This is a genomic window from Pseudomonas sp. TH49 (assembly GCF_016650625.1).
Classification (GTDB): Bacteria; Pseudomonadota; Gammaproteobacteria; order Pseudomonadales; family Pseudomonadaceae; genus Aquipseudomonas; species Aquipseudomonas fluorescens_H.
The window spans coordinates 824,668-845,850 of sequence record NZ_JAEKFL010000002.1 but is presented as its reverse complement, the minus strand read 5'-3'; the positions used below and the strand labels follow the sequence as shown (position 1 = coordinate 845,850).

The 21,183-nt window shown below is 57.5% G+C and carries 28 protein-coding genes; 8 read left to right on the top strand and 20 right to left on the bottom strand.

From position 1 onward, the window contains the following. The first annotated feature begins 173 nt into the window (after nucleotides 1–173). The 4 genes from JFU48_RS21345 to JFU48_RS21330 all read left to right on the top strand — a co-directional run bounded on the left by JFU48_RS21345 (nucleotide 174) and on the right by JFU48_RS21330 (nucleotide 3,597). Nucleotides 174–383, top strand: a complete 210-nt coding sequence (locus JFU48_RS21345) for a hypothetical protein (protein WP_201137575.1) — start codon at nucleotides 174–176, stop codon at nucleotides 381–383. Between the two features lie 286 nt (nucleotides 384–669). Next, the gene (locus tag JFU48_RS21340; protein ID WP_201137574.1) at nucleotides 670–1,104 is read left to right on the top strand and encodes a hypothetical protein; all 435 of its coding nucleotides are present in this window, start codon (nucleotides 670–672) and stop codon (nucleotides 1,102–1,104) included. Continuing rightward, nucleotides 1,101–2,561: an ATPase domain-containing protein gene (locus tag JFU48_RS21335; RefSeq protein WP_201137573.1), complete on the top strand. Its 1,461-nt coding sequence runs from the start codon at nucleotides 1,101–1,103 to the stop codon at nucleotides 2,559–2,561. Before JFU48_RS21340 ends, JFU48_RS21335 begins: the two co-directional genes overlap by 4 nt. 10 nt (nucleotides 2,562–2,571) lie before the next feature. Continuing rightward, entirely contained in the window at nucleotides 2,572–3,597 is a 1,026-nt protein-coding gene (locus JFU48_RS21330) for a sensor histidine kinase (RefSeq protein WP_201137572.1), read from the top strand. 117 nt (nucleotides 3,598–3,714) lie between these two features. On the opposite strand, the gene JFU48_RS21325 is transcribed toward JFU48_RS21330, so the two are convergent. Beyond that, nucleotides 3,715–3,954: a hypothetical protein gene (locus JFU48_RS21325; RefSeq protein ID WP_201137571.1), complete on the bottom strand. Its 240-nt coding sequence runs from the start codon at nucleotides 3,952–3,954 to the stop codon at nucleotides 3,715–3,717. Nucleotides 3,955–4,111: 157 nt separating this feature from the next. Between JFU48_RS21325 and JFU48_RS21320 the strand changes: the two genes are divergently transcribed. Then, a complete protein-coding gene (locus JFU48_RS21320; RefSeq protein WP_446739779.1) occupies nucleotides 4,112–4,492 on the top strand; it encodes a hypothetical protein in 381 nt (126 codons plus the stop codon). Between the two features lie 7 nt (nucleotides 4,493–4,499). Here JFU48_RS21320 and JFU48_RS21315 read toward each other — a convergent pair whose 3' ends face one another. The 8 genes from JFU48_RS21315 to JFU48_RS21285 are packed head-to-tail and all read right to left on the bottom strand — an operon-like array spanning nucleotide 4,500 to nucleotide 11,136. Then, the gene (locus JFU48_RS21315; protein WP_201137569.1) at nucleotides 4,500–5,018 is read right to left on the bottom strand and encodes a lysis system i-spanin subunit Rz; all 519 of its coding nucleotides are present in this window, start codon (nucleotides 5,016–5,018) and stop codon (nucleotides 4,500–4,502) included. Continuing rightward, nucleotides 5,018–5,440, bottom strand: a complete 423-nt coding sequence (locus JFU48_RS21310) for a cell wall hydrolase (RefSeq protein WP_201137568.1) — start codon at nucleotides 5,438–5,440, stop codon at nucleotides 5,018–5,020. The genes JFU48_RS21315 and JFU48_RS21310 overlap by 1 nt, the downstream gene beginning before the upstream one ends. Before the next feature lie 58 nt (nucleotides 5,441–5,498). After that, nucleotides 5,499–5,774, bottom strand: coding sequence for a tail fiber assembly protein (locus JFU48_RS30200; RefSeq protein ID WP_201137567.1), 276 nt, complete (start codon nucleotides 5,772–5,774; stop codon nucleotides 5,499–5,501). Beyond that, on the bottom strand, nucleotides 5,771–6,121 hold the full coding sequence (locus JFU48_RS21300) for a hypothetical protein (RefSeq protein WP_201137566.1): 351 nt from the start codon (nucleotides 6,119–6,121) through the stop codon (nucleotides 5,771–5,773). The genes JFU48_RS30200 and JFU48_RS21300 overlap by 4 nt, the downstream gene beginning before the upstream one ends. Next, nucleotides 6,121–6,630: a hypothetical protein gene (locus JFU48_RS30035; protein WP_242486693.1), complete on the bottom strand. Its 510-nt coding sequence runs from the start codon at nucleotides 6,628–6,630 to the stop codon at nucleotides 6,121–6,123. The genes JFU48_RS21300 and JFU48_RS30035 overlap by 1 nt, the downstream gene beginning before the upstream one ends. 37 nt (nucleotides 6,631–6,667) lie before the next feature. Beyond that, nucleotides 6,668–7,354, bottom strand: coding sequence for a hypothetical protein (locus JFU48_RS21290; protein ID WP_201138506.1), 687 nt, complete (start codon nucleotides 7,352–7,354; stop codon nucleotides 6,668–6,670). Further along, nucleotides 7,351–7,656, bottom strand: coding sequence for a hypothetical protein (locus JFU48_RS30030; protein WP_242486735.1), 306 nt, complete (start codon nucleotides 7,654–7,656; stop codon nucleotides 7,351–7,353). The genes JFU48_RS21290 and JFU48_RS30030 overlap by 4 nt, the downstream gene beginning before the upstream one ends. Before the next feature lie 15 nt (nucleotides 7,657–7,671). Next, nucleotides 7,672–11,136, bottom strand: coding sequence for a host specificity protein J (locus JFU48_RS21285; RefSeq protein ID WP_201137565.1), 3,465 nt, complete (start codon nucleotides 11,134–11,136; stop codon nucleotides 7,672–7,674). A 130-nt stretch (nucleotides 11,137–11,266) separates the two neighbouring features. On the opposite strand from JFU48_RS21285, the gene JFU48_RS21280 reads away from it, so the two are divergent. Then, on the top strand, nucleotides 11,267–11,491 hold the full coding sequence (locus JFU48_RS21280) for a hypothetical protein (protein ID WP_003225208.1): 225 nt from the start codon (nucleotides 11,267–11,269) through the stop codon (nucleotides 11,489–11,491). Here JFU48_RS21280 and JFU48_RS21275 read toward each other — a convergent pair. From JFU48_RS21275 to JFU48_RS21255, 5 genes are all read right to left on the bottom strand, one after another. After that, nucleotides 11,469–11,738, bottom strand: a complete 270-nt coding sequence (locus JFU48_RS21275; RefSeq protein WP_201137564.1) for a hypothetical protein — start codon at nucleotides 11,736–11,738, stop codon at nucleotides 11,469–11,471. The genes JFU48_RS21280 and JFU48_RS21275 overlap by 23 nt on opposite strands. After that, the gene (locus JFU48_RS21270; protein WP_025110072.1) at nucleotides 11,735–12,331 is read right to left on the bottom strand and encodes a tail assembly protein; all 597 of its coding nucleotides are present in this window, start codon (nucleotides 12,329–12,331) and stop codon (nucleotides 11,735–11,737) included. The genes JFU48_RS21275 and JFU48_RS21270 overlap by 4 nt, the downstream gene beginning before the upstream one ends. A 57-nt stretch (nucleotides 12,332–12,388) precedes the next feature. Beyond that, nucleotides 12,389–12,733, bottom strand: a complete 345-nt coding sequence (locus JFU48_RS21265) for a hypothetical protein (protein WP_201137563.1) — start codon at nucleotides 12,731–12,733, stop codon at nucleotides 12,389–12,391. Nucleotides 12,734–12,830: 97 nt separating this feature from the next. Then, a complete protein-coding gene (locus tag JFU48_RS21260; protein WP_201137562.1) occupies nucleotides 12,831–13,103 on the bottom strand; it encodes a Rha family transcriptional regulator in 273 nt (90 codons plus the stop codon). A 104-nt stretch (nucleotides 13,104–13,207) separates the two neighbouring features. After that, nucleotides 13,208–13,849 (bottom strand): LysE family translocator, encoded by a 642-nt coding sequence (locus JFU48_RS21255; protein WP_201137561.1) that lies wholly within the window; start codon nucleotides 13,847–13,849, stop codon nucleotides 13,208–13,210. 743 nt (nucleotides 13,850–14,592) lie between these two features. Between JFU48_RS21255 and JFU48_RS21250 the strand changes: the two genes are divergently transcribed. Next, nucleotides 14,593–15,234, top strand: coding sequence for a hypothetical protein (locus tag JFU48_RS21250; RefSeq protein ID WP_201137560.1), 642 nt, complete (start codon nucleotides 14,593–14,595; stop codon nucleotides 15,232–15,234). Nucleotides 15,235–15,321: 87 nt separating this feature from the next. Further along, the gene (locus JFU48_RS21245; RefSeq protein WP_201137559.1) at nucleotides 15,322–15,570 is read left to right on the top strand and encodes a hypothetical protein; all 249 of its coding nucleotides are present in this window, start codon (nucleotides 15,322–15,324) and stop codon (nucleotides 15,568–15,570) included. Here the strand turns inward: JFU48_RS21245 and JFU48_RS21240 are convergent. The 6 genes from JFU48_RS21240 to JFU48_RS21215 are packed head-to-tail and all read right to left on the bottom strand — an operon-like array spanning nucleotide 15,554 to nucleotide 21,173. Further along, entirely contained in the window at nucleotides 15,554–15,730 is a 177-nt protein-coding gene (locus JFU48_RS21240) for a hypothetical protein (RefSeq protein WP_201137558.1), read from the bottom strand. The genes JFU48_RS21245 and JFU48_RS21240 overlap by 17 nt on opposite strands. Continuing rightward, nucleotides 15,727–16,518 carry a C40 family peptidase gene (locus tag JFU48_RS21235; RefSeq protein WP_201137557.1) on the bottom strand — a complete coding sequence of 264 codons (792 nt, stop codon included), beginning with the start codon at nucleotides 16,516–16,518 and terminating at the stop codon, nucleotides 15,727–15,729. The genes JFU48_RS21240 and JFU48_RS21235 overlap by 4 nt, the downstream gene beginning before the upstream one ends. Before the next feature lies 1 nt (nucleotide 16,519). Further along, the gene (locus tag JFU48_RS21230; protein WP_201137556.1) at nucleotides 16,520–17,269 is read right to left on the bottom strand and encodes a phage minor tail protein L; all 750 of its coding nucleotides are present in this window, start codon (nucleotides 17,267–17,269) and stop codon (nucleotides 16,520–16,522) included. Between the two features lie 9 nt (nucleotides 17,270–17,278). Continuing rightward, nucleotides 17,279–17,617, bottom strand: a complete 339-nt coding sequence (locus JFU48_RS21225; protein WP_201137555.1) for a phage tail protein — start codon at nucleotides 17,615–17,617, stop codon at nucleotides 17,279–17,281. Continuing rightward, nucleotides 17,617–20,874 (bottom strand): phage tail tape measure protein, encoded by a 3,258-nt coding sequence (locus JFU48_RS21220; protein WP_201137554.1) that lies wholly within the window; start codon nucleotides 20,872–20,874, stop codon nucleotides 17,617–17,619. The genes JFU48_RS21225 and JFU48_RS21220 overlap by 1 nt, the downstream gene beginning before the upstream one ends. Beyond that, complete coding sequence (locus tag JFU48_RS21215; protein ID WP_052026396.1) at nucleotides 20,871–21,173, bottom strand: DUF1799 domain-containing protein; 303 nt, start codon at nucleotides 21,171–21,173, stop codon at nucleotides 20,871–20,873. Before JFU48_RS21215 ends, JFU48_RS21220 begins: the two co-directional genes overlap by 4 nt. Nucleotides 21,174–21,183: the final 10 nt, after the last annotated feature.

The window sequence follows — 21,183 nt, the reverse complement described above, 5'->3', positions numbered from 1 at the left end:
GCAGTATTGATCGGGGTTTTCTGAGGGTTAAAGCCAGCATTTACAGGGGGTTGCGCCCGCACCAACCCCCATCATTTCGCACTATTGGCCCAAAAATTGGCCCAAGCCTCCGGCGTTCTGCCGAACTAAAATACCATCCCTGCTAATCTGGGGTCTTCCACTGAGGACGCCAAATGCAAAACTCTGATCTGCTCCCTTCCCTGCTCTTCAAGATCAACGAAAACCAGCTCGCCCTCGAAGCCGCCATCATGGAGCTGTCCAACTGGGTCGAGCAGCGCGGATCGGCAGATGTCGCCGAGAACGTGCGCGGAGCACTCTGGACGATCGACAAGAACGAGGAGTTCATCAAGATGACCTTGGCCGTTTTGATGGCGCCCGAGTGACCGCTTTCGGCCAATAGCCGCCATTCATGAAAAGCCGCTTTCGACCACAGCAGATGCTCAACGGTGTCCAGGAAATCCGGAGCGATTCAGCTGGCGTATTAGCGGCACCCTAGGCGGTTATGCCGCGAAAGCGATCAGTGCTCGTAATTCTGAGATATCGGGGGCCATCCCATTTGGCAGATAGATCATTAGTACAGACAGTGAAGAAGGTTCTCTGGCCAATTAGGACTCTGTGATTCGTTATAGGGTGTACTATCAAAGATTACCCATCAGAAATCAGCTAGCCATGTCCGCGCAAAACGAAGAGAGCCGCCAGATCGTAGCTGCTCTGGCGCACCGGGTTGGCCCCAATGCTGATACTGCAAGCATCGCGCAAGCGACTGTCTCGATTTTGGGGACTATGCACGCAGCACTTACCCCCATCATTGGTCAGCAGGGGGTCGCAGCGCTTTATCGACGCAGCCTTCATCTCTGCGCCTCCCGCCAGCCGCACCTGGCCCGCATATCTGATCGTGTGCAAACCGCGCCGGACCTCAACGCTCTTAATTCTGAACTCGTTACAGAAAGCGAAGCAGACGCCTTGTTGTTTGGTGAGGTGATGCTGACCACCTTCTACGAACTGCTCACTACGCTGATCGGGCCCTCGCTCACCGCACGCTTGCTTCGTGACGTGTGGAATCCTTCTTTGAGCGACACATCTGCGCAGGAAAATTCGCCATGAACACCAAAGTGACTATCAACCGCTTGGCCACCGGGGTGCCAGGATTAGACGAGGTGCTGGGCGGGGGGTTGCCGGAGTTTTCGTTCAACCTTATCGCCGGCCCGCCGGGCTGTGGCAAAACCACCCTGGCGCATCAAATGATGTTCGCCCTGGCGACACCCGAGCGTCCGGCATTGTTCTTTACCGTGCTCGGCGAGCCTCCGTTGAAGATGCTGCGTTACCAACAGCAATTCGACTTTTTCGACGACGAAGCAATCAATCAATCGATCCGTTACATCAACCTGGCCAGTGACACCCTGGCGGGGGATTTGGATGAAGTGTTACGTCGAATCGTCGCGGAGGTAGAGGCATACTCTCCGGCGCTGGTGTTCGTCGACTCGTTTCGTTCAGTGGTGCTAGCGAGTCAGACTCAGGACAACCCCAATAACAACTTGCCGCAGTTCGTTCAGCAACTGGGCATGTTGATGACCACTTGGCAAGCAACAACCTTCCTGATTGGCGAATACTTTAGCGAAACTGACACCAACCCAATATTCACCGTAGCCGACGGCCTGATCTGGCTACGCCAGAGCGTGCAGCGCAATTCCATGGTGCGCAAGATGGAAATCATGAAGATGCGCGGCCAGCCCACGCTGCCGGGGCTGCACACCTTCCGTATCTCCACGTCAGGCATAAAGGTTTTCGCGCCGGCACCGCTTAGCCACGTTAAGCCTCTTCCGACGTTACCGATGCAGCGCCTGAAAATGGGTGTGCCACAACTCGACGAAATGCTTGGTGGTGGCTTGCCCCGTGGATACTCTTTACTGGTGGCAGGTCCGTCAGGTTCGGGCAAAAGTATTCTCGCTGCGACGTTCCTCGCCGAGGGGGTGCGCAATGGCGAGACCGGCGTGATTGCGGTATTTGAACAACGTCCCAATCACGCCCAGAACGCCACTCTCGCGAGGTTGATTGAGGATGGAAAAGTCGGTCTGGTTGATAGTCGCGCACCGGACTTGTCCATCGACGAAATCGTCCAGTTGCTGTTGAGCGAGATAAGCCGAGTAAGCGCCACGCGCGTCGTGATCGACTCCCTGTCAGGTTTCGAGTTGGCGCTGGCCCCGACATTTCGTGAAGACTTCCGTGAGTCGCTGTCGAGCATGGTGACGGCTCTCACTAGTGCAGGGGTCAGCGTATTGATGACTTCCGAGCTGGAAGACCGATACACCGACCTGCGCTTCAGTCCTTACGGCACGGCATTTCTTACCGATGCAATCATCGTCCAGCGCTACATTGAAGTACAGAGTCGCTTGTTACGGATCATGGCTGTGGTCAAGGTGCGGGCCAGCGCTCATTCCGATGAGCTGCGGTTGTACCAGATAGACGATGATGGATTGCAAATCGGCGAAATGTTGCCAGATAAGGAAGGACTGTTAGGGGGACGACCTACCCAACAGCGTACGGTCACATTCGAAGGATGAGCGAAATATAATGAGCGAGGCCGACGGCAAGAATGACCAAGCTATAGCTACTGCAGCACGCGAACTGTTCCTTCTCGGCCAGAAAACGGTCGCGGCGCGTGCGGTGCTAGCAGCGGTTCATAAGGAACTCAATCAAGCCAATACTCAACTCGTCGATAGTCTCCATGTCGAGCAATTGATTGAGGCCAACCAGCAGTTGGTGCTGTCAATTCTATCCGCGCAATCGGATGCGGAAAATCCGACAAGCTCCCAGACAGAACAGCAAATGTACCTCGAGATGCGCGAGGCAAATGAGCAATTGGTGATAGCCGCGCTTAGCGCACAAGACCTGCAGGTTGCAGCGGAACATGCGCTGGAGCAGCAACGCAATTTCCTAAACCAGGTGGCCCACGAACTGCGAAATCCTCTGACGCCCATTAGCTTGATTGCTGGCAGGCTGGTACGTGTCCCTCGCGAAGAATTACCCCGCATGCAGATGTTGATTGAGGGCCAGGTGAAGCAGATGTCCCGACTGGTCGAAGACTTACTCGACATTGCACGCGCCAGCACCGGCAAATTTCGTCTTGATTGCCACATTGTCGATATGGCTCAAATCATCCATGAGGCAATAGACATCTGCACCCCGATCATGCTCGCTAATAACCTCCATTTCAGTTCGCAACTGCCGGATTGCACTTTGATGGTTAAGGGCGATCCAGCGCGCCTTACTCAAATCCTTGGCAATCTACTGGGCAACGCAGCGAAGTATACGCCTGCGGATGGTACGGTCATTCTGACAGCAACAACTCAAGCCGAATATTTGGAAATACTTATTCGCGATAACGGTATTGGTATAACTCCCAACGCACTACCGTTTATTTTTGAGCCCTTTGTACAGGACGTTCACGCGGTGGGTTTCAACGGGGCGGGCCTGGGCATTGGTCTGACGGTCGTGCGTGAGTTGATCGAGGCCCATGGTGGTACGGTGACTGGTACTAGTGAGGGAGAAGGGAAGGGAAGCGAGTTTGTAATGAGACTACCCCTAGCAAGCCATTGACGGCGTCCAGACGGAAAAAAGGCTTTCCAAAGGCCTAACTGTAGAGCATTGAATGACTGCTTTTGGCCGAAAGCCGCCGCCCGAGTAATCCAAATCAAACGGCCGCGACCCGCATGGTTAAACCTCTCCAGCAACACGCACTTCGATTTCAGTAATTCCAACCAGGCTGGCCTGCTCTAGAATTTCTACAGCAGTCGAATCGGCTGTCGGCATGATCAAGCTGTTCTCGCCATCTCCAAAATGTAGCTCTAGGAGATGCATAGCAGCATCGTGAACGGCAAGCTCAGACTGGTTCAGCTCAATCTCTTGTGTACGGGACTCGCCGTTGAACAGGTATTGGATCGTGTAGTTGCGCATGAATTGCCCTCGATGAGTTGAGACCTATAGTCAACCTGACTTTCCAGTCAGCTTTTAGTTCAAATAGACGACTGGCGCGCAACTCGTCGCCTCACCCTCGCCCACCTACCTCGCCTCAATTACTGTATATGCAACCAGTAATCAGCAAGGCATGCCCGTGGACTCCCTCTATATAGAAGACACCGACGATTGGCTCGGATGCCCGACGCCGCTCGAAACCTGCCGGCATCAGCTCCGGATGTATGAGAACGAATTCGAAGCGCTTACCCTCAAGCTCGAGCGCGCGCTGGAAAATGTTCAGGGTTTGGTGCGTGACAATGATGCGCTCACGCTCGAGAGGAGTTCTCTCAGGGTCGAGTTGATCGAAGCCAAGGCTGAAGCCGCGGAAGCGAACAGTCGCGCCAGCAACATCGAAATTCTCAGCAACTGGGAGCTGATGGCGAAGAACAGGCACATCAGCGAACTGAACGCGCAGATCTTGGCCCTGCAGGGCAAGAGCGTATTTCAAAAATCACCTGACCCAACACCAATGGACTGAGCGACCTCTATTCGAGATGCATTGGAGTCAACGTTCGGATATAAGCCTGGCACGCCTGCAGCGCGATCAGCCCCCGGTCGCCTTCGTCGGTGATGGCGATAATTCGTTGAGCATGCGCTGGGTCAAGTCGGGCTCGTACGGCTGCATGATCCACGCCGCCGGGGCCGGCGGTGGCTGGCACCCCGCAGCCTTTGGCAGCGTCGGTTGCGTCAAGGAGGACTGACAGCCGCAGATCAGAAGTGGCAAGGCGATCGCGCAGGCGATCTTGGTCACGTTGGGCATCCGTCATTTTCCTGAAGTGGGTTTGCTCACTGGCCGCCAGCCGCTGCTCGAACGCCAGACGCTTGTCCTGCTCGGCCTGCTGCGAGGTTGCCGCAGCCTGAGTCAGTTGATTGAGAGTTTCGGCGTGCTGCCGCGCTTGCTCGGCCAGTTCGCTGCCGTAGCGCCAGTTCTGAAACTGCCAGGCACTGCCGGCGCCGATCAGCATCAGTGCCATCGCGCCCACCGCTTTCCACGGAACGACCATCACGGCACATCCTTGAAGAAGACGTGGCCGCCCAACTTGAGCGTCTGCTTTGCCTTCGCCGCCCAGGCCGGCGCCTTGATGCTGGTGGCGTAGTAGTGCGTGGCGCCGCCAGTTGGATCCTGCACCTTGCCGTCGATCACCTGGTCAGCAGCGATTCGGCATTGCGCCAGCTCGCGGAACGGGATTTCCTTCACGCCGATCAGGAACTGATAGTTCGGATCGGTCTTGTTCCAGCAGCTGAACTGATACGGCTTCTGGCACACGCCGGCGTAGCCCTCGCCCCACCACGAATTGGGCTTGCCGTCGAACACTCGGTTGCGGATCGTCCACGCCACGGCCACTTGGCCAGCCGTGCCTTCGCCGCGGGCTTCGCCCCACAGTGTGCGAGCGAGTATGTCGCGGTCTTTTTCGGTTACAGGCATCACTTTTCTCCAGGCAAAAAAATACCCGCTCGATGGCGGGCTGCGGATGTCACGACAATCAGTGCGGGGTGACAGGCCAGCTGATGTTGCTCGGGTAGCCGGGGTCGTCAGGGAGACGATTCAGCGCAACGCGGTATTTCTTCCACGCTTTCAGCAGTACGACGTCGGCGTCGGTGGCATCGTCGATGTCTACTGCGTCCTGCAGCGGGGCGATTGCTTTGTCAGCAATGACGCGGCGGCGGTCGATTTCTGCCACCACGATAGACAGGGCTTGATCAGCTGCGACTTGTTCTTTCATGGCCTTTGTAATCAGGCGAGACCAGTCGATATTCATGCTTGCGGCTCCTCGCTCACTTGATCGAAGGTGACCGGCACCAAAGGTTCAGGCAATGGCTGCGGTAGCAGAACCGGTCCATCAGGGATATTGACGAGGGGCACCGGGAACGCCTGCTCCTGGCTGTATTTCACCGGATTGGGCAAAAACAGTGTGATCACCAGGTCGCCGTCGACTTTCTCCACGTCACCGGCAAACCATTCGCAATCGATAGCGTCTTTCGGAAGCGTGTCTCCGTCATTCATCGACGAAAAGTCGAAGTCCTCGCCATTGATTGTCAGCACAGCTCCAGCGCGCCCCAAGGTAAGCGTGTCATCACGGCGCTGTGGGCTTAAAAGGATTTTCATCAAAACCACCTCCCTACGGCCATCGCGTAAATCGTCAGTGAACCCGCCGTGCTGAACGGGTGATAGAAAGCAAAGGTGCCATTCGTGAAGTTTGCCGTCAGTGTGCAAACGATCAGTTGGACAGTATTCGCCGTGCTCGCTGTCAGAGCTGGTACCGATCCAACGAACGCGGCCGGGTATGCCCATGCGATCGGCGCGGGCGAGATGAACAAAGCGCCGAACGCCGCCGTCGGTCCAGGACACAGCAATTGGGGAGAAATGCATACCATCGTGCCGTCAGCGAACTTGATAGCCCGACCGTTGGCGTTGACCAGGTTCTCGATTATCGCTCCAGTGGGCACTCCACTCGACTGAGAAACGGTACCCAAGATGTTCGAGCGCTTGTAGTTGACGGCGTCGGCGGCGTATAGCTCGTCGAAGTTGCTCTGGGTTTTTGTAAACGCACTACGGGGCGTATCTCCGCCCACGCCGGTAGGAGCAGTGCCGAGATTGATCGTCTGCTTGGCCATTAAAAAATCCTGATTTTGAGTGAGTAATTGCGCGTGCTCACGCGCTCATCTTGGCAAACACAGCCGGGAGGAAAAACGCGAACGGGTTGTTGGCGGCAACGGTTAAGGCGTAGAGCGTGCCGGTTGAGAAATCCCAAGTGCAATAAAGCTGCCTTGGGATCGCGCCCCCCGAAACCATTGTCATTCCGAAGTTATTGATGAGCATGAATTCGTTTTGGGGAAAGCTGAACGGCACCGAATAATAGTTTCGGTACAGGCCCTGATCAGTCTGATCCGACTTCACATACGTCCAATTCTGGAAAGCTCGCGTGAATGTGGCGTTCGGCGTTCCGGAATCGAAAAGCATTTTTCCCGCGCCGTCCCAAAGCCGCATGCCGTACTTCGCGACAGCTTGTGCTGCGAACGCTCCCACAAAATAGCGTCCGTTCGGCTGAGCAGTGGCGCTGCTATATGTCCGAACGTAGAACCCAGTCCAGTTTCCGGCGGATCCTATCAACCGCATATTGCTCAGACCCGCAATCAGAGTGCTGGTGTCCGGGCGGACAAAAACCAGCGGCGGCTCCTGTGACGTCACCGGTCTTTCGAAGTAGGTCGTTGAGCCCATTCCTGCCTCTTCAGTGGGCGCGTATCTACCACTCGCGATGACCATCAACCGGGAAAATTCCGAATCAATAGTGACCACGTTGCTGTTGTTTGTGAATTGAAGGCCGTATCCCGCCATCAGTTAAACCTCATCACAATCAGTCTCATTGTTCCTGAAGCGATCGTACTGGCGTACCCACGCGTGTGGTTGTAGACCCTCGCCACGTTGTCGACGAGTTCGGTTTCAAACTGCTGTTGTTGATCGGTGTACGCTCCTATCGGCACGACAATCGCGCAACCGTTAGCGGGTCCAACGCCGGGTACCGAAAAGTCCTGGTTGGTCTTTGCCGCGTTACTGAAAGTCACCAGCGTCGAAAGCACTACGCGGATGGTGAAAGAGTTCTCGTCGACCTGGAGCACGCCGTCGGCGCCCCATATCCGCATTCCATGTGCCATTAATCACCCCAAATAACCGAGACGCACACGCAACACATTGTTGGCGTCGTAGACCGAGACGTTCAGCGAGTTGATCACCAGCCGCCCCTGCCCTGGCACGATGCCGTTGATCTCCAGCGTTCCGTCTTTGTTGAGAATCCAGCCTTGCTGGCCGGGGATGTAGTTGGTTGAGCTGATGTAACTGCCGATTTTTGCGTTGGTGATGGTGCCGTCCAGGATGAAAGCCGAATTGAGAAACACCTGACCACCCTGCACCGCGAACGGCACCGACGTAGCTCCGCCTGCAATCGAGTTGACGATGGCGAAGCGATCAGCGCTGACCAGAAACTGGCTCTGCAGGCCGGCGCCGGTGTTTTCAATCCCAAGACCGATGCCGGCGGCGACGTATTGCCCGCCGGCGGTGACCTGCATCTTCACCGACCACATCGTTGAGGCCTTTCCGTCAAGCGTGGCCACAGCCTGGCTGACCGTCTGCACTGTGGCGCTGTTCTTGTTCACGTCCGCCTGTACGGTATCGATCCGCTTGGCAGTGGCCACACCGTCCTCAATGCGAGCCGACTGCTCCGACCACACCCCGACATAAACTTGGTCAGAGCCAGCAAACCCACCAGTGTCCCCCGCCAGTGCGGGATTTACCTGCACGTAGACGCCATCGAGCTTTGACGCTTGCGCGATCAGCTGGTCTCCCTGATGCTCGATATCCAGCGTGTTTTTCGAGACCTGTGCCGCCAGCGCATTGGCCTCCTCCAAGACCTGCCCGATGTCATCCCAGTACGTCGGGTTCGGCGGTGACGTGTTGACTGGAACTGCCTGCGCAGCCTGGTACAAGCGCCGTCCCACTCGAACGGTGTCGCCTTTCAGATAGGTTGACGCAGGGTCGTACTCGAGCGCATCGGCGATATTGTCGATCTGCTCTTGAAGCCCCGGAATCTTGTCGATCTCGTCGAGGATGTCCTGGCCAAGTTCCGTGCGGCCAATCTCTCCAGCGATCATCTCAAGAATGTCGCCAGCGTTCGCGCTCGACTGCCCCTGCACACCCATACCGATCGGATACCAAGGCCCTATGTTGCCGATCTTGTCGACGATGCGACCCCAGAAATAAAAGGTCACACCGGCGCGCAGGCCGAGCATTGAGAAGTCACTTTGCGGATAGGCCAGGTCTGTCAGCTTCGTGGCCGCATCAAGCTGCGTCGTAGGTCCATACCAGATCTCCGTCCGCTGGCTGTCCTCGGCGCCAGCAGGGAATCCCCACTTCAGGTAGATGCCGAACAGCAGCGGCGTGGCCGTCAAGTACGACAATGCTGGCGGCAGCCCCTGCTTACCCTTCAAGTTGGTCAGGATCGAATTGCGCCATTGCGACGAGATATCGAACGCACTCACCGCGCGCACCCGGGCCACGTAGGCGCCAGCGTAAATGCCGACCACGTCCACGTTGGTCATGCCGGTACGCTGGACCTTGATCCAGTTGCCGCTGTCCTTGCGCCATTCCACGTCATAGCCGACTGCGCCATCCACGGCGGGCCAACTGATAGTCATCGTGGCCACCGCCAGCCCCTGCACCACCGACGACGTCGATGTGAGGCTCACGCTCGCCGGCGCCGGTACGACGGTGATCGGGATCACGCTGATCGGCCGCTCTTCCAGGCGCGCACCGGTATCGATGTGAGCGAATTTGCTCGGCTCGAACTGCAGCGCGCTGATCTCGAAGTCGCCTTCGGTCGTGCGCTTGGTGCGCAGCACGCGGTATAGCGGGATCGCCAAATCATCGGCGTCGAGCGCCCATTGCAGCTGCGCGACCGGTGGCTCGCTGTAAGCGACAGTCACGGTAACGGCACGGCCATTGACGCTCTGCACGGTGCGTCCCTCGGCGCGGCCGCCCGGCAGGTTGATGATCAACCGGTCGCCGGCCTTGGCCTGGGTATCGCGATCAAGCGTCACCACGCGGCCAGCCGCTGACGAGATCCGCCCACCGACCTCCCGCCCGGCCAGAAGCGAGTCAGCCACCGGAATGATGTGGCCCGGCAGCGGAATAACGCCCTCCATGCCGGTCTTGAACGAGACGGTGCGGTCTTGGTTGTTGCTCAAGATCGCCCACTTGCCACGGCGCTGGGCCTCGGAGGCGCGGGTGCAGCCAATGGCGCTCAGCTCGGTCGGCCGGTCGCCGTAGCGGCGCTGCAGGTCCAGGTCAGCGAACGGAATGACGTCGGTGTCGTAGTTGTTCGCCGGGTTGTCGTAGCTGACCAGTGCCCGGGTGTACCGGGTCTTTGCCGAGGCGCTGCCGTAAGAAAATTTGCCGTCGATCACGTTGGCCCGGGTGAAGACGTAGTCGAAGTCCTGCGCGCGCGGCATGTCGGCCTGCATCACCAGCTGGCCCTGCGCCCAGTAGGTCATGCCCCGGTAAATCGCCGAGATATCGCGCAGCAGCGACCAGGCATCAGCCTTGCCTTGTAGGTTCATGTCGCAGAGAAAGCGCGGTTCCTGACCGCCCAGCCCGTTCGGCACCAATTGGTCGCAGTACTGGGCAATCCGGTACAGCTCCCACTTGTCGACCATGAACGGCTTGATGCGCTTGCCCAGGCCGAAGCGGTCTTCAGTGCAGATGCCGTAGGTGATCCACGCCGGGTTGTTGGTCCAGGCCGATTTCATCGAGCCGTCCCACGCCCCGGTGTAGGTCCGGGAGATCGGCTCGTAGTTGCTCGGCACCATCCAGCGCCGGGCTTTGCACTTCACCGTCACGGCCGGAATGTTGGTGAACTGCTCGGCGTCGAATTCGATGTAGAGCAGCGCGGTGTTTGGGTAGCGCAGTTTGGCGTCGATCACTTCCGTGTAGCCGGCCACCAGCATGGTGTCGGCGACCTTGTTGCTGTTCTGATTCGGCGTCAGGCGGCGCACGCGGATCTGCCAGCCCGTGGTGGCGGTCGGCAGATCGATACGGCGCGAACGCTCGTAACGCGTAGTGGTCTTGCCGTCGACGGCGTCCACCAGCACCTGCTGATAGGCGCCGCCATCCGTGGCGACGTCGATCGCGTACTCGATACGGTAGCCGCCGACATTTCCTTCATCATCGGACCGTTGCAGCGCCGGCCACGCCAGGCGCATGCGCACCGCCGACAACTGGGTGTTGCTAATCGAGCGCACCCACGGCGCATCACTGCGCAACTCGATGTTCAGCGAAGTCTCGTTCTCCACGGACGGAATGCCAGGGATGTAGGTCTGATCCACCGAGCCCGGGCGCCAGTCCCACTTCACGTTCGGGAAGTTGTAGTTGCCGCTGGCATCGCGGATCGGCGTGTTGTCCAGGTAGATGTCGTAATCGGTCGGGACGCTGTCGAACTCGCCCTCGCCCACGGCGATCAGCAGCTTCGCCAGGTTGGTCGAGCGCAGGCTGTCGCTGGCTTCGACCGGCGACTTCGGCTTGCTGCTGCCGCCCTTCTCGCCGTGGATCTCGATCTGTTGCGCTGCGCCCATGCTTTCCTCCAGGCATAAAAAAACCGCCTCATGGGCGGTGTGGGTGTCCATACAGCGTGGATGAAATGCCAGTAGCGACCACGCGCTGTGGAGTAGTAATTTCCTGACCTCTCACAACCAAGGAGCGGTCATGTCAATCAGAAGTCTTGCGAAGAATTTGCCGAAAGATCCCGACAACTCTGGCTGGGTGCTTGGCTGGGGCGTTATTCAATCAGCGCCTTGGAAGTTCATCGACATTTACGCATCGAAGGACGCTGCTGAGTCTGAAGCCGCGAATCGCGGAACTGGATATCAGGTGGAGTACGGCTCTCACGAACTTGGCACCGACAACTTCATGGGCGGAATTCAGCCATAGCGCCAGGCTGCTGCACGCTGAATTCGATCTTGCAGTTACCAGAAATCAGCGAGGCGGTTAGCCCGGGCTTGCCCCAGTAGTTGCGCGAGAAGCCGTCTGCCGAAGAGCATTTCCCAGCGAACCGAAGGCGGTCGATCTCCTGTCCCTGAGATGTAATGGCGACGATCGCTTCGTCGCCGCAAACAGCCCCATTCTCGATCCGATACAGGTCGCGAACGGTGATCTGGTAGGTCGAATTGTTGGTCATACTTTGTCCTCCGCCAGGATCGAGGCCGAGATGATCATCCCACCCCACCGGCGCTCACCGATGCAGATCGGGACCGGGTTGCCGCTGGCCGTGGTGTTCTTCGCGCTGCCGAAGGCGTAGGACGGGGCGTTTTCAGGGGATGCGCTCTGTTTCAGGCCCGACGCCTGGGGGCTGAGCATTTGGATCACGCCGCCGGCGGTCATTGCCAGACCAGCCGAGAACAGAGATGGACCAGCGCCACCGGCAAAAAATGAAGCGGCAATCAGCACGACGCCGATGATTGTTTGAAGTACGCCAGCGCGCTTGCTTCCTGAAATCACTGGAACAATTCGAATTTCCTGAGCACCCCCGAGTGCAAAATCTTTTTCGCCCACATTTTTCCGATTTCGGAAAATCGCGAATCGCATACCGCGCCGATCCAGATCCTTGATCGCCCCTTCAAACCCGTCGATTGTGCATTTCAATGCCTGGAACGCTTCGCCAACCGATTTACTGTCAAGCTCTCGATAATGCACGCGTCCGAATAGCCTTGCCAGCGGGCCAGATAGGAGAATAGTGGTCATTGATGGTTTAGAAATTGCTGCGGCCGCCATGTGTTATCTCCTGACGAAAAAAAACCGCCAATTGGCGGTTTTGATAAATTGCTCGGTTTACAGACACTCGCGAACTGCTGCCTCAAGTGCCGCGCGGCCCCACATTTTTGACCACGGCAACCGCTGGTACAGTGCGACTTTACTGCCCGTTCCAGCGCTGGAAACTTCAAGCACCTCATCAGTCATCATGTCAGTAGCAACGACCAGCCGATAGCCGTTCTCTGTCTCAGACATGGTCGAAGTCGATCGCTGCTCCTGCCACTTCGGGAATACGCACAGAGCGTACTTCTTGGCTGATTTATTGGTGGATGCGCTGATCGTCGGATCGTTCTTCTTCACATCTCCGGGCGACGAGCACCCCGCCAACAGCGCTACCGCCACAGCCCCTATGAACAGTTTCATATCGTTCCCTCGTTGAGATTTGGCGAAACTTTATCACCAACGGGGGGGGGCAACACGAAAGCCCCGCATAGGCGGGGTTCTTCGGGTTCGTGAGAGGTCAGTTCAATTGAAGCGTGTGCTGGCCATCGTGCTGGATCGCGAGAATCTTTCCTTCAAGGCCGGGCTTCTTGATTTGCCAGCGGCGTAGGGTCTTTCCGGCGAAGCTGGCAATGCCGCGCTCCTGTTGATACTCAAGCATCAGGTGATTACGGAGCTGCTCATAGGAAAGGCTTCTGCTCTGCAACTCCTCAGTCATCCAGTTGAACGCGTCAATGAACGCCTCTTTCCAGATTGCCGCCTTTTCACCCGTGAAGCCCATGACCAAGAACATGCACCTCCGCACACAATGCGCTTGGAGCGCCCGAGCCCTTGGCTTGGATATCAACAAAGTACTGAGAGCCCTCAGTAAATACCGTACATCCGGTGTCGCCCCCCCTATGCAGTTTGCCGCCGTATGGTCAGGATCGCCGCACCGAAACCGATAAATGTCGCCCCTACCACCCGATTGACCCAACGGGACAGCGCAGGCCGGATTAGTAGTCCCTTGGCTCGGGAGGCGAGCGCGGCATAGATGCTCAGAGACGACACCGACAATGCCATGAAGATCGAGGTAAGGATCAGAAACTGCGGCAGCAATGCCGCGCTCTGATCGATGAACTGCGGAAACAGAGCGGTGAAGAACATCGTCGCCTTGGGGTTGGTTACCGCCGTCAGGAAGGCTGATTTGAAAAGCTTGGAACGAGTCGGCCGGCCTTTATTCAAGTCATCTTGAACTCCGTCGGGAAGCATCGGGCTTTTTCTGAACAATTGTCTGAAGCCCAGATAGAACAAATAACCGGCACCGAGTAACTTCACCGCGTTGAACAGCCATTCGGAACTGGCAAGCAGCGCACCAAGCCCTAGCATGGCAGCGGACGATAGGCAGAACAAGCCACTGGCGTTGCCGAGGGATGACCACATGGCGCTGCGCTGCCCATGGGCCAGGCTATTGTTGATCGCCATCAAGATAGCAGGCCCTGGGCTGGCGATGGCAATCGCGGCGACCATTGTAAAAGTGAGAATCGAGTGAGAATCCATTTTCAGAACTCGTGGTAGTGAGGAATGAAATGTTACAGGAACGAAGGGGGCAATTTTCCTGGCTTTGTCATGTCTAGTAGGAGAGCTCTGCTAAGCGCTTCAAATACACCTCCAAGCTATTTTTAGTCGACCACTGCCCTAGAGTTCTCGCAAGCCAATCTCAGCCTCTCATGAGCCCTGGGTTCCATCGGGGCTGTCATCATGGCGCTGTACATCATGCACTCATGAGTATCTGAAACGGACTCGACATGCTGGACAGCGCTCCTACGATCAATTTCATGCAGGTCACTCCTGTGGGAAAGGGGGCAATGTAAAGGACCCAATGAACCGATGCAAAAAGCCCTGCGTTAGACAGGGATCGGCGATGCGCCTCACCTGCGTGCGGTAGGCTCCGACTTTTCTGTCAGCAATGAGTCGATGACTTTGCCTGAAGAATCAAACCGCGCGGTAAAGGCTTGGCTTTTATAGCCGAACCCTAAAAAGCTCGAGCGAATATAGACCCAAGTAACCATGCCGTTTCCGTTCCCGTCCTCGCTATGTAGATATGGTGGCCCCAAGCGATTCAGGAGCTCTTCGCGAGTGGTAACCCCCTTTGTTACTTGATCAGTCTCCGCATGGGATATAGGCCGCCCGACTTTGGTGCAGGCAGATAAGACGCACACCAAAGCAAACACAAGAAACTGACGCATCGACTGCTTTCCGATTACTGAAGATAGTCTTCCATCATACCGGTAAAGCTTGCCTTGGCCATTGCCACTGTCCGGGCATCCAGCGTGGATGGAATGCCAGTGGCAAAATTGGATCCAGAAGTAGTAGCGTTATGCCTTATTTCTTTTGAAGGATCCGGTATGGATCTCGCTACTGATTTACCTAGCTACAAAGATCTGTATCTCCCTGTTCTTGTCGCTCTGGCTTTTTGGGGCTTCAAAAAAGCTTTCGTTCCCGCACAGCGCTTCGTAGGGAAAGCCCTTCGAAAGTCTCGCAGCAAAGAGCTGAAAAAGGCGAAAGCGATTCGTGTCGATGCCTTCGCTGTACAGCGACAGCTTCAGAAAGAAGGCGCGCTTTTCGGAGCGTTTATGTTGTCAGCAATCGTATCGATGGGAGTCATGCTAATAGCGCTTCAGACAACTTCTTCAACAAGTCGAGTCATTTACCAACTTGTTTACATGGCTCCGCCGCTCGCGCTAGAAGTGTGGTGGTTATCCCAGAAAACGTTTGTTGAGACGCTCCTTCAAGAAGCCAGTCGCCTTGGACATGGTTTCACGAGAACCATCCCCTCCAGATATCGCTCGCCGAGGCGAGCAAAAGATCGTGAAGTTCGGCAAGAACAAATCAGGATCGTGAAGAAAACGAAGACCACTTGGAGGCAAATCAAACAGTGCTGATTGCCTTTAAATACCCAGTCCCTTGCCTGCAAGCCCAAGGACTGGGATTGCGCCAATTTCGGCGCGGATAACGCAAGGAAAGTGAGAATGAGCGATACCAGAACCGCTGATCAACGCCTGAGCGACCTCGAGACGGTCGTGAGAACCTTGATCGTCTTCAACACAAACGCCATCTCCACATTGGGGAGAAGAGTTTCTGAGGGAAATCCTGAAATCGCAAGCGTGATTGCTGCCGAATTGGCCGAATTGAAATCCCACAACTACACCAATATCGACAAGGGGCTGCATGATAGCTACGTCGATAACCTAATCGCAGGTATTACTGGGAAAGCTTGAATCCTGAAGCGATGAGTTGGCCCTGCGAATCCCTAGTCATCGAGACCTGCCAGTGATAAGCAAGCCTTGACTCGCATTTTTCAGGCAGCGCATTGTCGCGAATCTTAGCTCCGACAATGCGCACTTTCCCTTCTTCAGTTACGTCAAACAGCTGACTCATAAAGCCTCCTGCGGACACGCCGCATCATTTGCTGGTTGTGCATCTTTGTGCCTGAGAATCAGGCGTGTGCGGTCAAGCCAGGGACCGCCGAACACAATCACTTCCGATGGCCTGCCGTACAGGTGGTGCAGCAGAAACGGCCCGGGTCCGAACGTCGCCGCGTCCTCACCTGGCAGCGCCGGATCGGCGCCGAGAAAAATCCCGGCATGGTTCGGGTAAACCGTGCGCCCCACTTCCATCACGATCATGTCGCCGCGTTGTGGCTGGTCGACTCGGTAGAAGCCGGCGGCCTCGTAGTTCGCCTCGTACAGGCTTGTGTTGTCCTTACTTTCCCACCAGCCGTCGGCGCGCTTGAATGCTTCGAATTCCAGCCCCCATTCGCGCTTGTACCAGTCCGCGCAGGCCTGCCAGCAGTCCCATGCGCCGTGGACGAAAGGCCGTTTGAGCAGCGGCACCTCACCGGCCGGCATGACCGTCCGAAGATCGCCTTCGGGCCAGCTCAGGATGTGCCAGGGCAATGCAGTCGCTTCGCACATAGCGAGATCGCGCGGCGAAGGCCGGCTGGTGGCGTCCGGATGCGAATGAACTACGCCGATTACTTCGCCGATATCTTCGGCTTGGGCGTACTCCTCCGGGTCGATTCGAAACTCCTCGTTCGGCTCGGTCGAGATGTTGCGGCACGGGTAGTACTGCTGTTTGCGGCCCACAGCCAGCAGCAGGCCACAGCACTCTTTCGGGTACTCGGCTGCCGCGTGCGCCTGGATCGCGTTCAAAATGTGTTTACGCATATCAGCTCCTTGCAATCAGGGATACGGCCGGGAAGCCGCCGAATGGCAGCGGGTTTCCCTCGCCGAAGCGCGGGACGCAGCCCTTGCCCAGGGTGGCATCACACTCGTCCAGTTCAGGGTTGTCGGTGACAACACCGTCCTTGGTCACGTACGGGCCGGTGTACCCACAGTTCGGCCCGCGATAGCCGCCGGTGAGGCACCAGTGGCACAGCGTCGTGGCCTGCCGGCCGATGGACTCGTTGCCGACGTCGCCCGGACTGGCCAGCTCCCAACTGACGTTTTCCCCATCCTCATTCGTTTTCTGGTCGATGTACCAGACCTCGATCGTCTCCTGGGTGGGATCTGCCATCGGATTGCCGTCCGGGAAGTTCGCCGCATCGAGGTAGCTGCCGAGCGTGTGCCGCATCGTCAGTTTGAACTCGAGCAGATCCTCGAACGCCAAACACAGCGCAGTGATGCGCCCATTGACGTTGCCGACCGACAGCGTGGGCCGCACCGCCGTGCCGTCTCCATTCGCCTCGATGCCGTCGATCTGCATTGGCCAGGCGCTGTACTCGTTGCCCTGCCAGTAGATGGCCTTCGCCGGTAGCTGATCTGCATTGTCGCCGGCGGCGATCAGCTCAGCCGGTGTATGCGGTATCGCGTGCCCGTGGAAACGCAGCACATCCGCGCCATAGTCCGTGCCGTCCAATTCAAAGAGCAGCACTTCGCTACCAGGCTCAAGCGCCTGGATGTCACTGATCAGCGGCATGATTGCCCCTTATGGTTGGAATGCCCGCTCGAACGTGGCGGTGAGTTTGAAGACTCCGCCGCCCATTGGTGTGGGAGCGGGATTTTTGCAGGTGAACAGCCCGAGCTCGCCGAGCGGCGTTGTCCAGAGAAACGCCTTTGCCCCGGCGTGTCGGTCGAGGAACTTCATGATCTGCTGCACCATGGCCTTCTGGCCGACGCAGGTAACTGGATAGGAGTCCTCTTTGTTGTTCGGGCCGTCGCCGACGTTCTGCGCGTAGCCGTTACCAAACTTCGAGGTGCGCACCCGATAATTGATATCGGGTGTTTCCCCGCGCTCGGTTGGCCAGGTGAATTTCTCGATGGCCATCAGGACCTCCCATTTGTCAGGCGCCAGATCGAACCGCCCGGCTGCAGCGCTCGGGCAATCGCAGTTTCCGCTTCGGTTTTCGCAGCCTGCTGGATGCTCTTGCCAAGTTGGTTGGTTGTCTCTTGCGAAACACCCGCTCCGTCGCTCCCAGAAGTCTGCACCGAGACCGCTACCGGAAAGTTGTACGTGTTGCCGCCACCGCCGGACATTGCGGCCAGAGCAGGGCCGCCGCCGGTGGTCAACGGCGTGACGCTGCCGCCGTTGGCACCGGTCATCAGGAACGACCGGCCGCCCTCGTTGTAGAGCTCCGGCCCCAGTTCGTTGACTTCGTACAGAGAGTTCGGCGCAACAGGCCCGCCTGCTGCGCGGAAACCGGCAAACGAAACAGAGCCAGCACTCGCGTCAAACTGGCTGGCAAAACTGTTGGCACCTGCTTGAGTTGCACCAGAGGTTGCTGCGCCTGTAGCGCCGCTCCCACCAGTGAAATAGCTGGTTGCAGCTCCGACGAGGCTGCCCAGAAGTGCCGAGCTGGCCTGCCGGGTCGCGATCCGCGCCATATCCGCCAGAATCGATTTGGTGAAGTCGGCAAAGGACAGCTTCCCGGTCATGGCGAAGTTGACGACCGCGTCTTCCATCGAGCTGAAGGCGTTGCCGAACAGGGTTTTCGTCTGGCCGGCAATGTTGCTCGCCGAATCCAGGTAGTTGGCCCAGGCTGATGTCGCGCCTTTGGTCCAATCACCCTGCGCCGCTTCGACGTCGGCATAGTTCTGCCGGATCTGGTCGGTCGCTGCTTTGTTCGCATCTGCGAGCGCCTGCGACTTCTGCTTGAACTCTTCCGGGTCCATGTTTCTGGATGGATCGGAGCGCTGGTTTTCCAGCTCCAGAGACTGCTGCGCAAACCGGTCTTGCTGGCTGTTCAGCTCATTGCTGAGCGCGTTTTGCCGATCACCTTGGCCTACGCCATTGACGGCACGCTGCCCGGCAAGCGCGAGCGCCTTCTGCTGCTGCCCGAGAGCGGAAACGTACTGACTGATCGCGTACGTCTGTTTGTCCAAACGCCCCTGCTCGGCGGTGGCCAGCACCTGCTGTTGGCTTTCGGCATCCTTCTGGGCCTTGACCATCGCCGTGCGAGCATCGGCAATCTTCTGGTCCAGTTGGATGCGCTGAGCTGCCGTGGTGCTGGACTTGCTCTTCACCGCCTCCAGCGCCGCGATCTCGGCCTCGTAGGCTGCCGTGACCTCATCTCGTTCATTGCCGATCAGGCCGTCACGCTTTTGCACATATTCGGCTTGGGAGATGAGACCAGCCTTCTGCGCTGCATCCAGTTGCTTCTGGGCGTTGCTGTACTCGGCCAGAATTGTCGTGAGCTGGTTTTTGGCATCGTTGAAGTCGGTCAGGTCGACTGCGGAGCCTGCCTTCTTGGGCTCCTTGAACTTGTCATTGATCGCCTGAAGGGATACCGCATATTCGCGATTGATCCGATCAGCATCGACGTTGTTGCCGCCTAATGCCTTGGCTCTATTGCGATCAAGCTCTGCTATTTCGAGCTTTTTCTTCTGCTCCTTGTCGAGGCCCGCCAGGTAACTGGAGTGCAGCGACTTGCCCGCCTCTATTGCATCGTCTTCAGCCTTTCTTCGATCACCTTCGGCTTTGGCGTTCGCCTCGACTTCAGCCTTCTGCCTTTTCAGCGCGGCAATCTGTTCTTCGATGAACTTGGTGGAGCTGCTTCCGCTACCGAGGTCATCCGGGAATAGATTTGCCAAGAAGCCCGTTTTTCGGTCATTGAGGATTTTTTGATAGTTAGCAATCTGGGCGTCGAATGACTGGGTTCGACCAACATCAAGCGTGGCATCCAGCGCTTCAGAAGCCGCAGACTTAACAGCCTTCCAGCCTTTTTCGATCAGGCCAAGGTTCTGAGTTATCTCCCCGGCCCGCGACTTCACAGCATCTGCGTAGGTGTCGGTGAGGAGCTTGACTGCGCCAACCTCATCGCCCTGCTCTTTGAGCGCCACGATCTGCGAATACACGGACGCCGTTAGGAAGTGGTACTGATCATTGAGCGACTTCGCTGCTTCAACCGGGTCATCGGCGATTTTCACGAACTCAGCAACGGTCGTATCAATGGACTTACCGGTTGCCTTCTCCATGGAAAGAGCAGCTTCAGCAATCTCAATAAAACTGCCGCTGGCCAGCTTGCCGTTACCAGCCAAACTCGCAAGGACATCCGCAGCGGCCCCCGTGGTACCGACAACAGAGCTGATCTGACGCGCCATATCAGTGAGCTGATTTGCGCTGGTCCCAGCAGCATTCCCGGTGAGGAGCAGTCCATCGCTGTATGCGTTCTGCTCCTGGCTACCTTTGTAATAGGCGTATGCCAACCCGCCGATTGCGGCTGTTACAAGAGCAATAGGTGCGGCGAGCGCGAAAAAGCTGGAAGCACTTGCACCAGCACCAGCTCCGAGCTGAGCAATCGCCCGCGCACCACTCCCCCAATCCCCAGACTGCAGGGCATTGGTCAGCTGCATCACGTTTTCTTGCGCTTGGCGAGTGCCGAGCTTCAGCTTGTCGAATGCAGTTTCTGTCGCGGTGAGACCGGAGCGCTCCTTTCCAATTTTTGCCAATGCTTCGTTGTAACGAACAGCGTCATACTCACCGATCTTGTGCAGTTCGTTGAGAGCCCGCTCACGAGCCTCAAGCTTGGCCAGCTTGTCCGTGACCGGATCAATGCCATTTACAGTCCGTTTCAGCGCTTCGATCCGGCGGTTTTCAGCCTCGATCAGCCGTTGCTTCTGCGCCACCTCCTTGGTTTCAGCTTTCTCGATCTTATCGAAGGATTTTCCGAGCCGGTCCTGATAAGCCTCCTGCTGTTCAATCGTGACAAGACCGCCCTTGCGAGCGCGCTCCAGCAAGCCTTCAGCCTGGATCAGTTGCTCCATGCTCCCGATGTTGCCGGACATCGCCTTGTCGAGCTGGCTGATGATCGCGATTTCACTGGCCGCGCTGGCACCTGCCTTGCGGCTGGCATCGACCTGGCGCTCTTTGGCGCCCGTGGCCTTGTCGATGCCCTGAGCGGCCTCGTTCTCGGCCTGGCTGATCTTCTTGCCGGTGTTGGCCAGGCCCTCGCCCGACTTGCCGAGATCATCAATCGCCTTTTCGGCATCGACCGCCGAGTCGACCAACTTGTCGAGATCGTCAGCCGCCGTGGATGCCGACGAGGAGTTCACCTCGATGCCGAGGGACGCGAAAGTGGTGCTCATTTACTGTCCCTCTGTTCCGCCATCACCCGCAAGGCTTCGGCTTCCATGACGCGGATATCTGGAAAGACGTCGGCGACCTCTGAGCGGGTAAGTCCGAGGAATCCGGCGACATGGCGAATTGACGTGTAATCGAGTCCGGTAGCGCCGCACGCGCCTGTACGCCACTGAGTGCCCATGGCCTCGAAGACCTTGAAGGCTTGCCATACATCAGGCCAGACCTCACAGATCTCATCGGGTATGTCACGAAGAGAAAGGCCGAAGGCCGCCAGCGATTCGGCTGACGGCCCCGGCTCGTACAGCTTGCGGGAG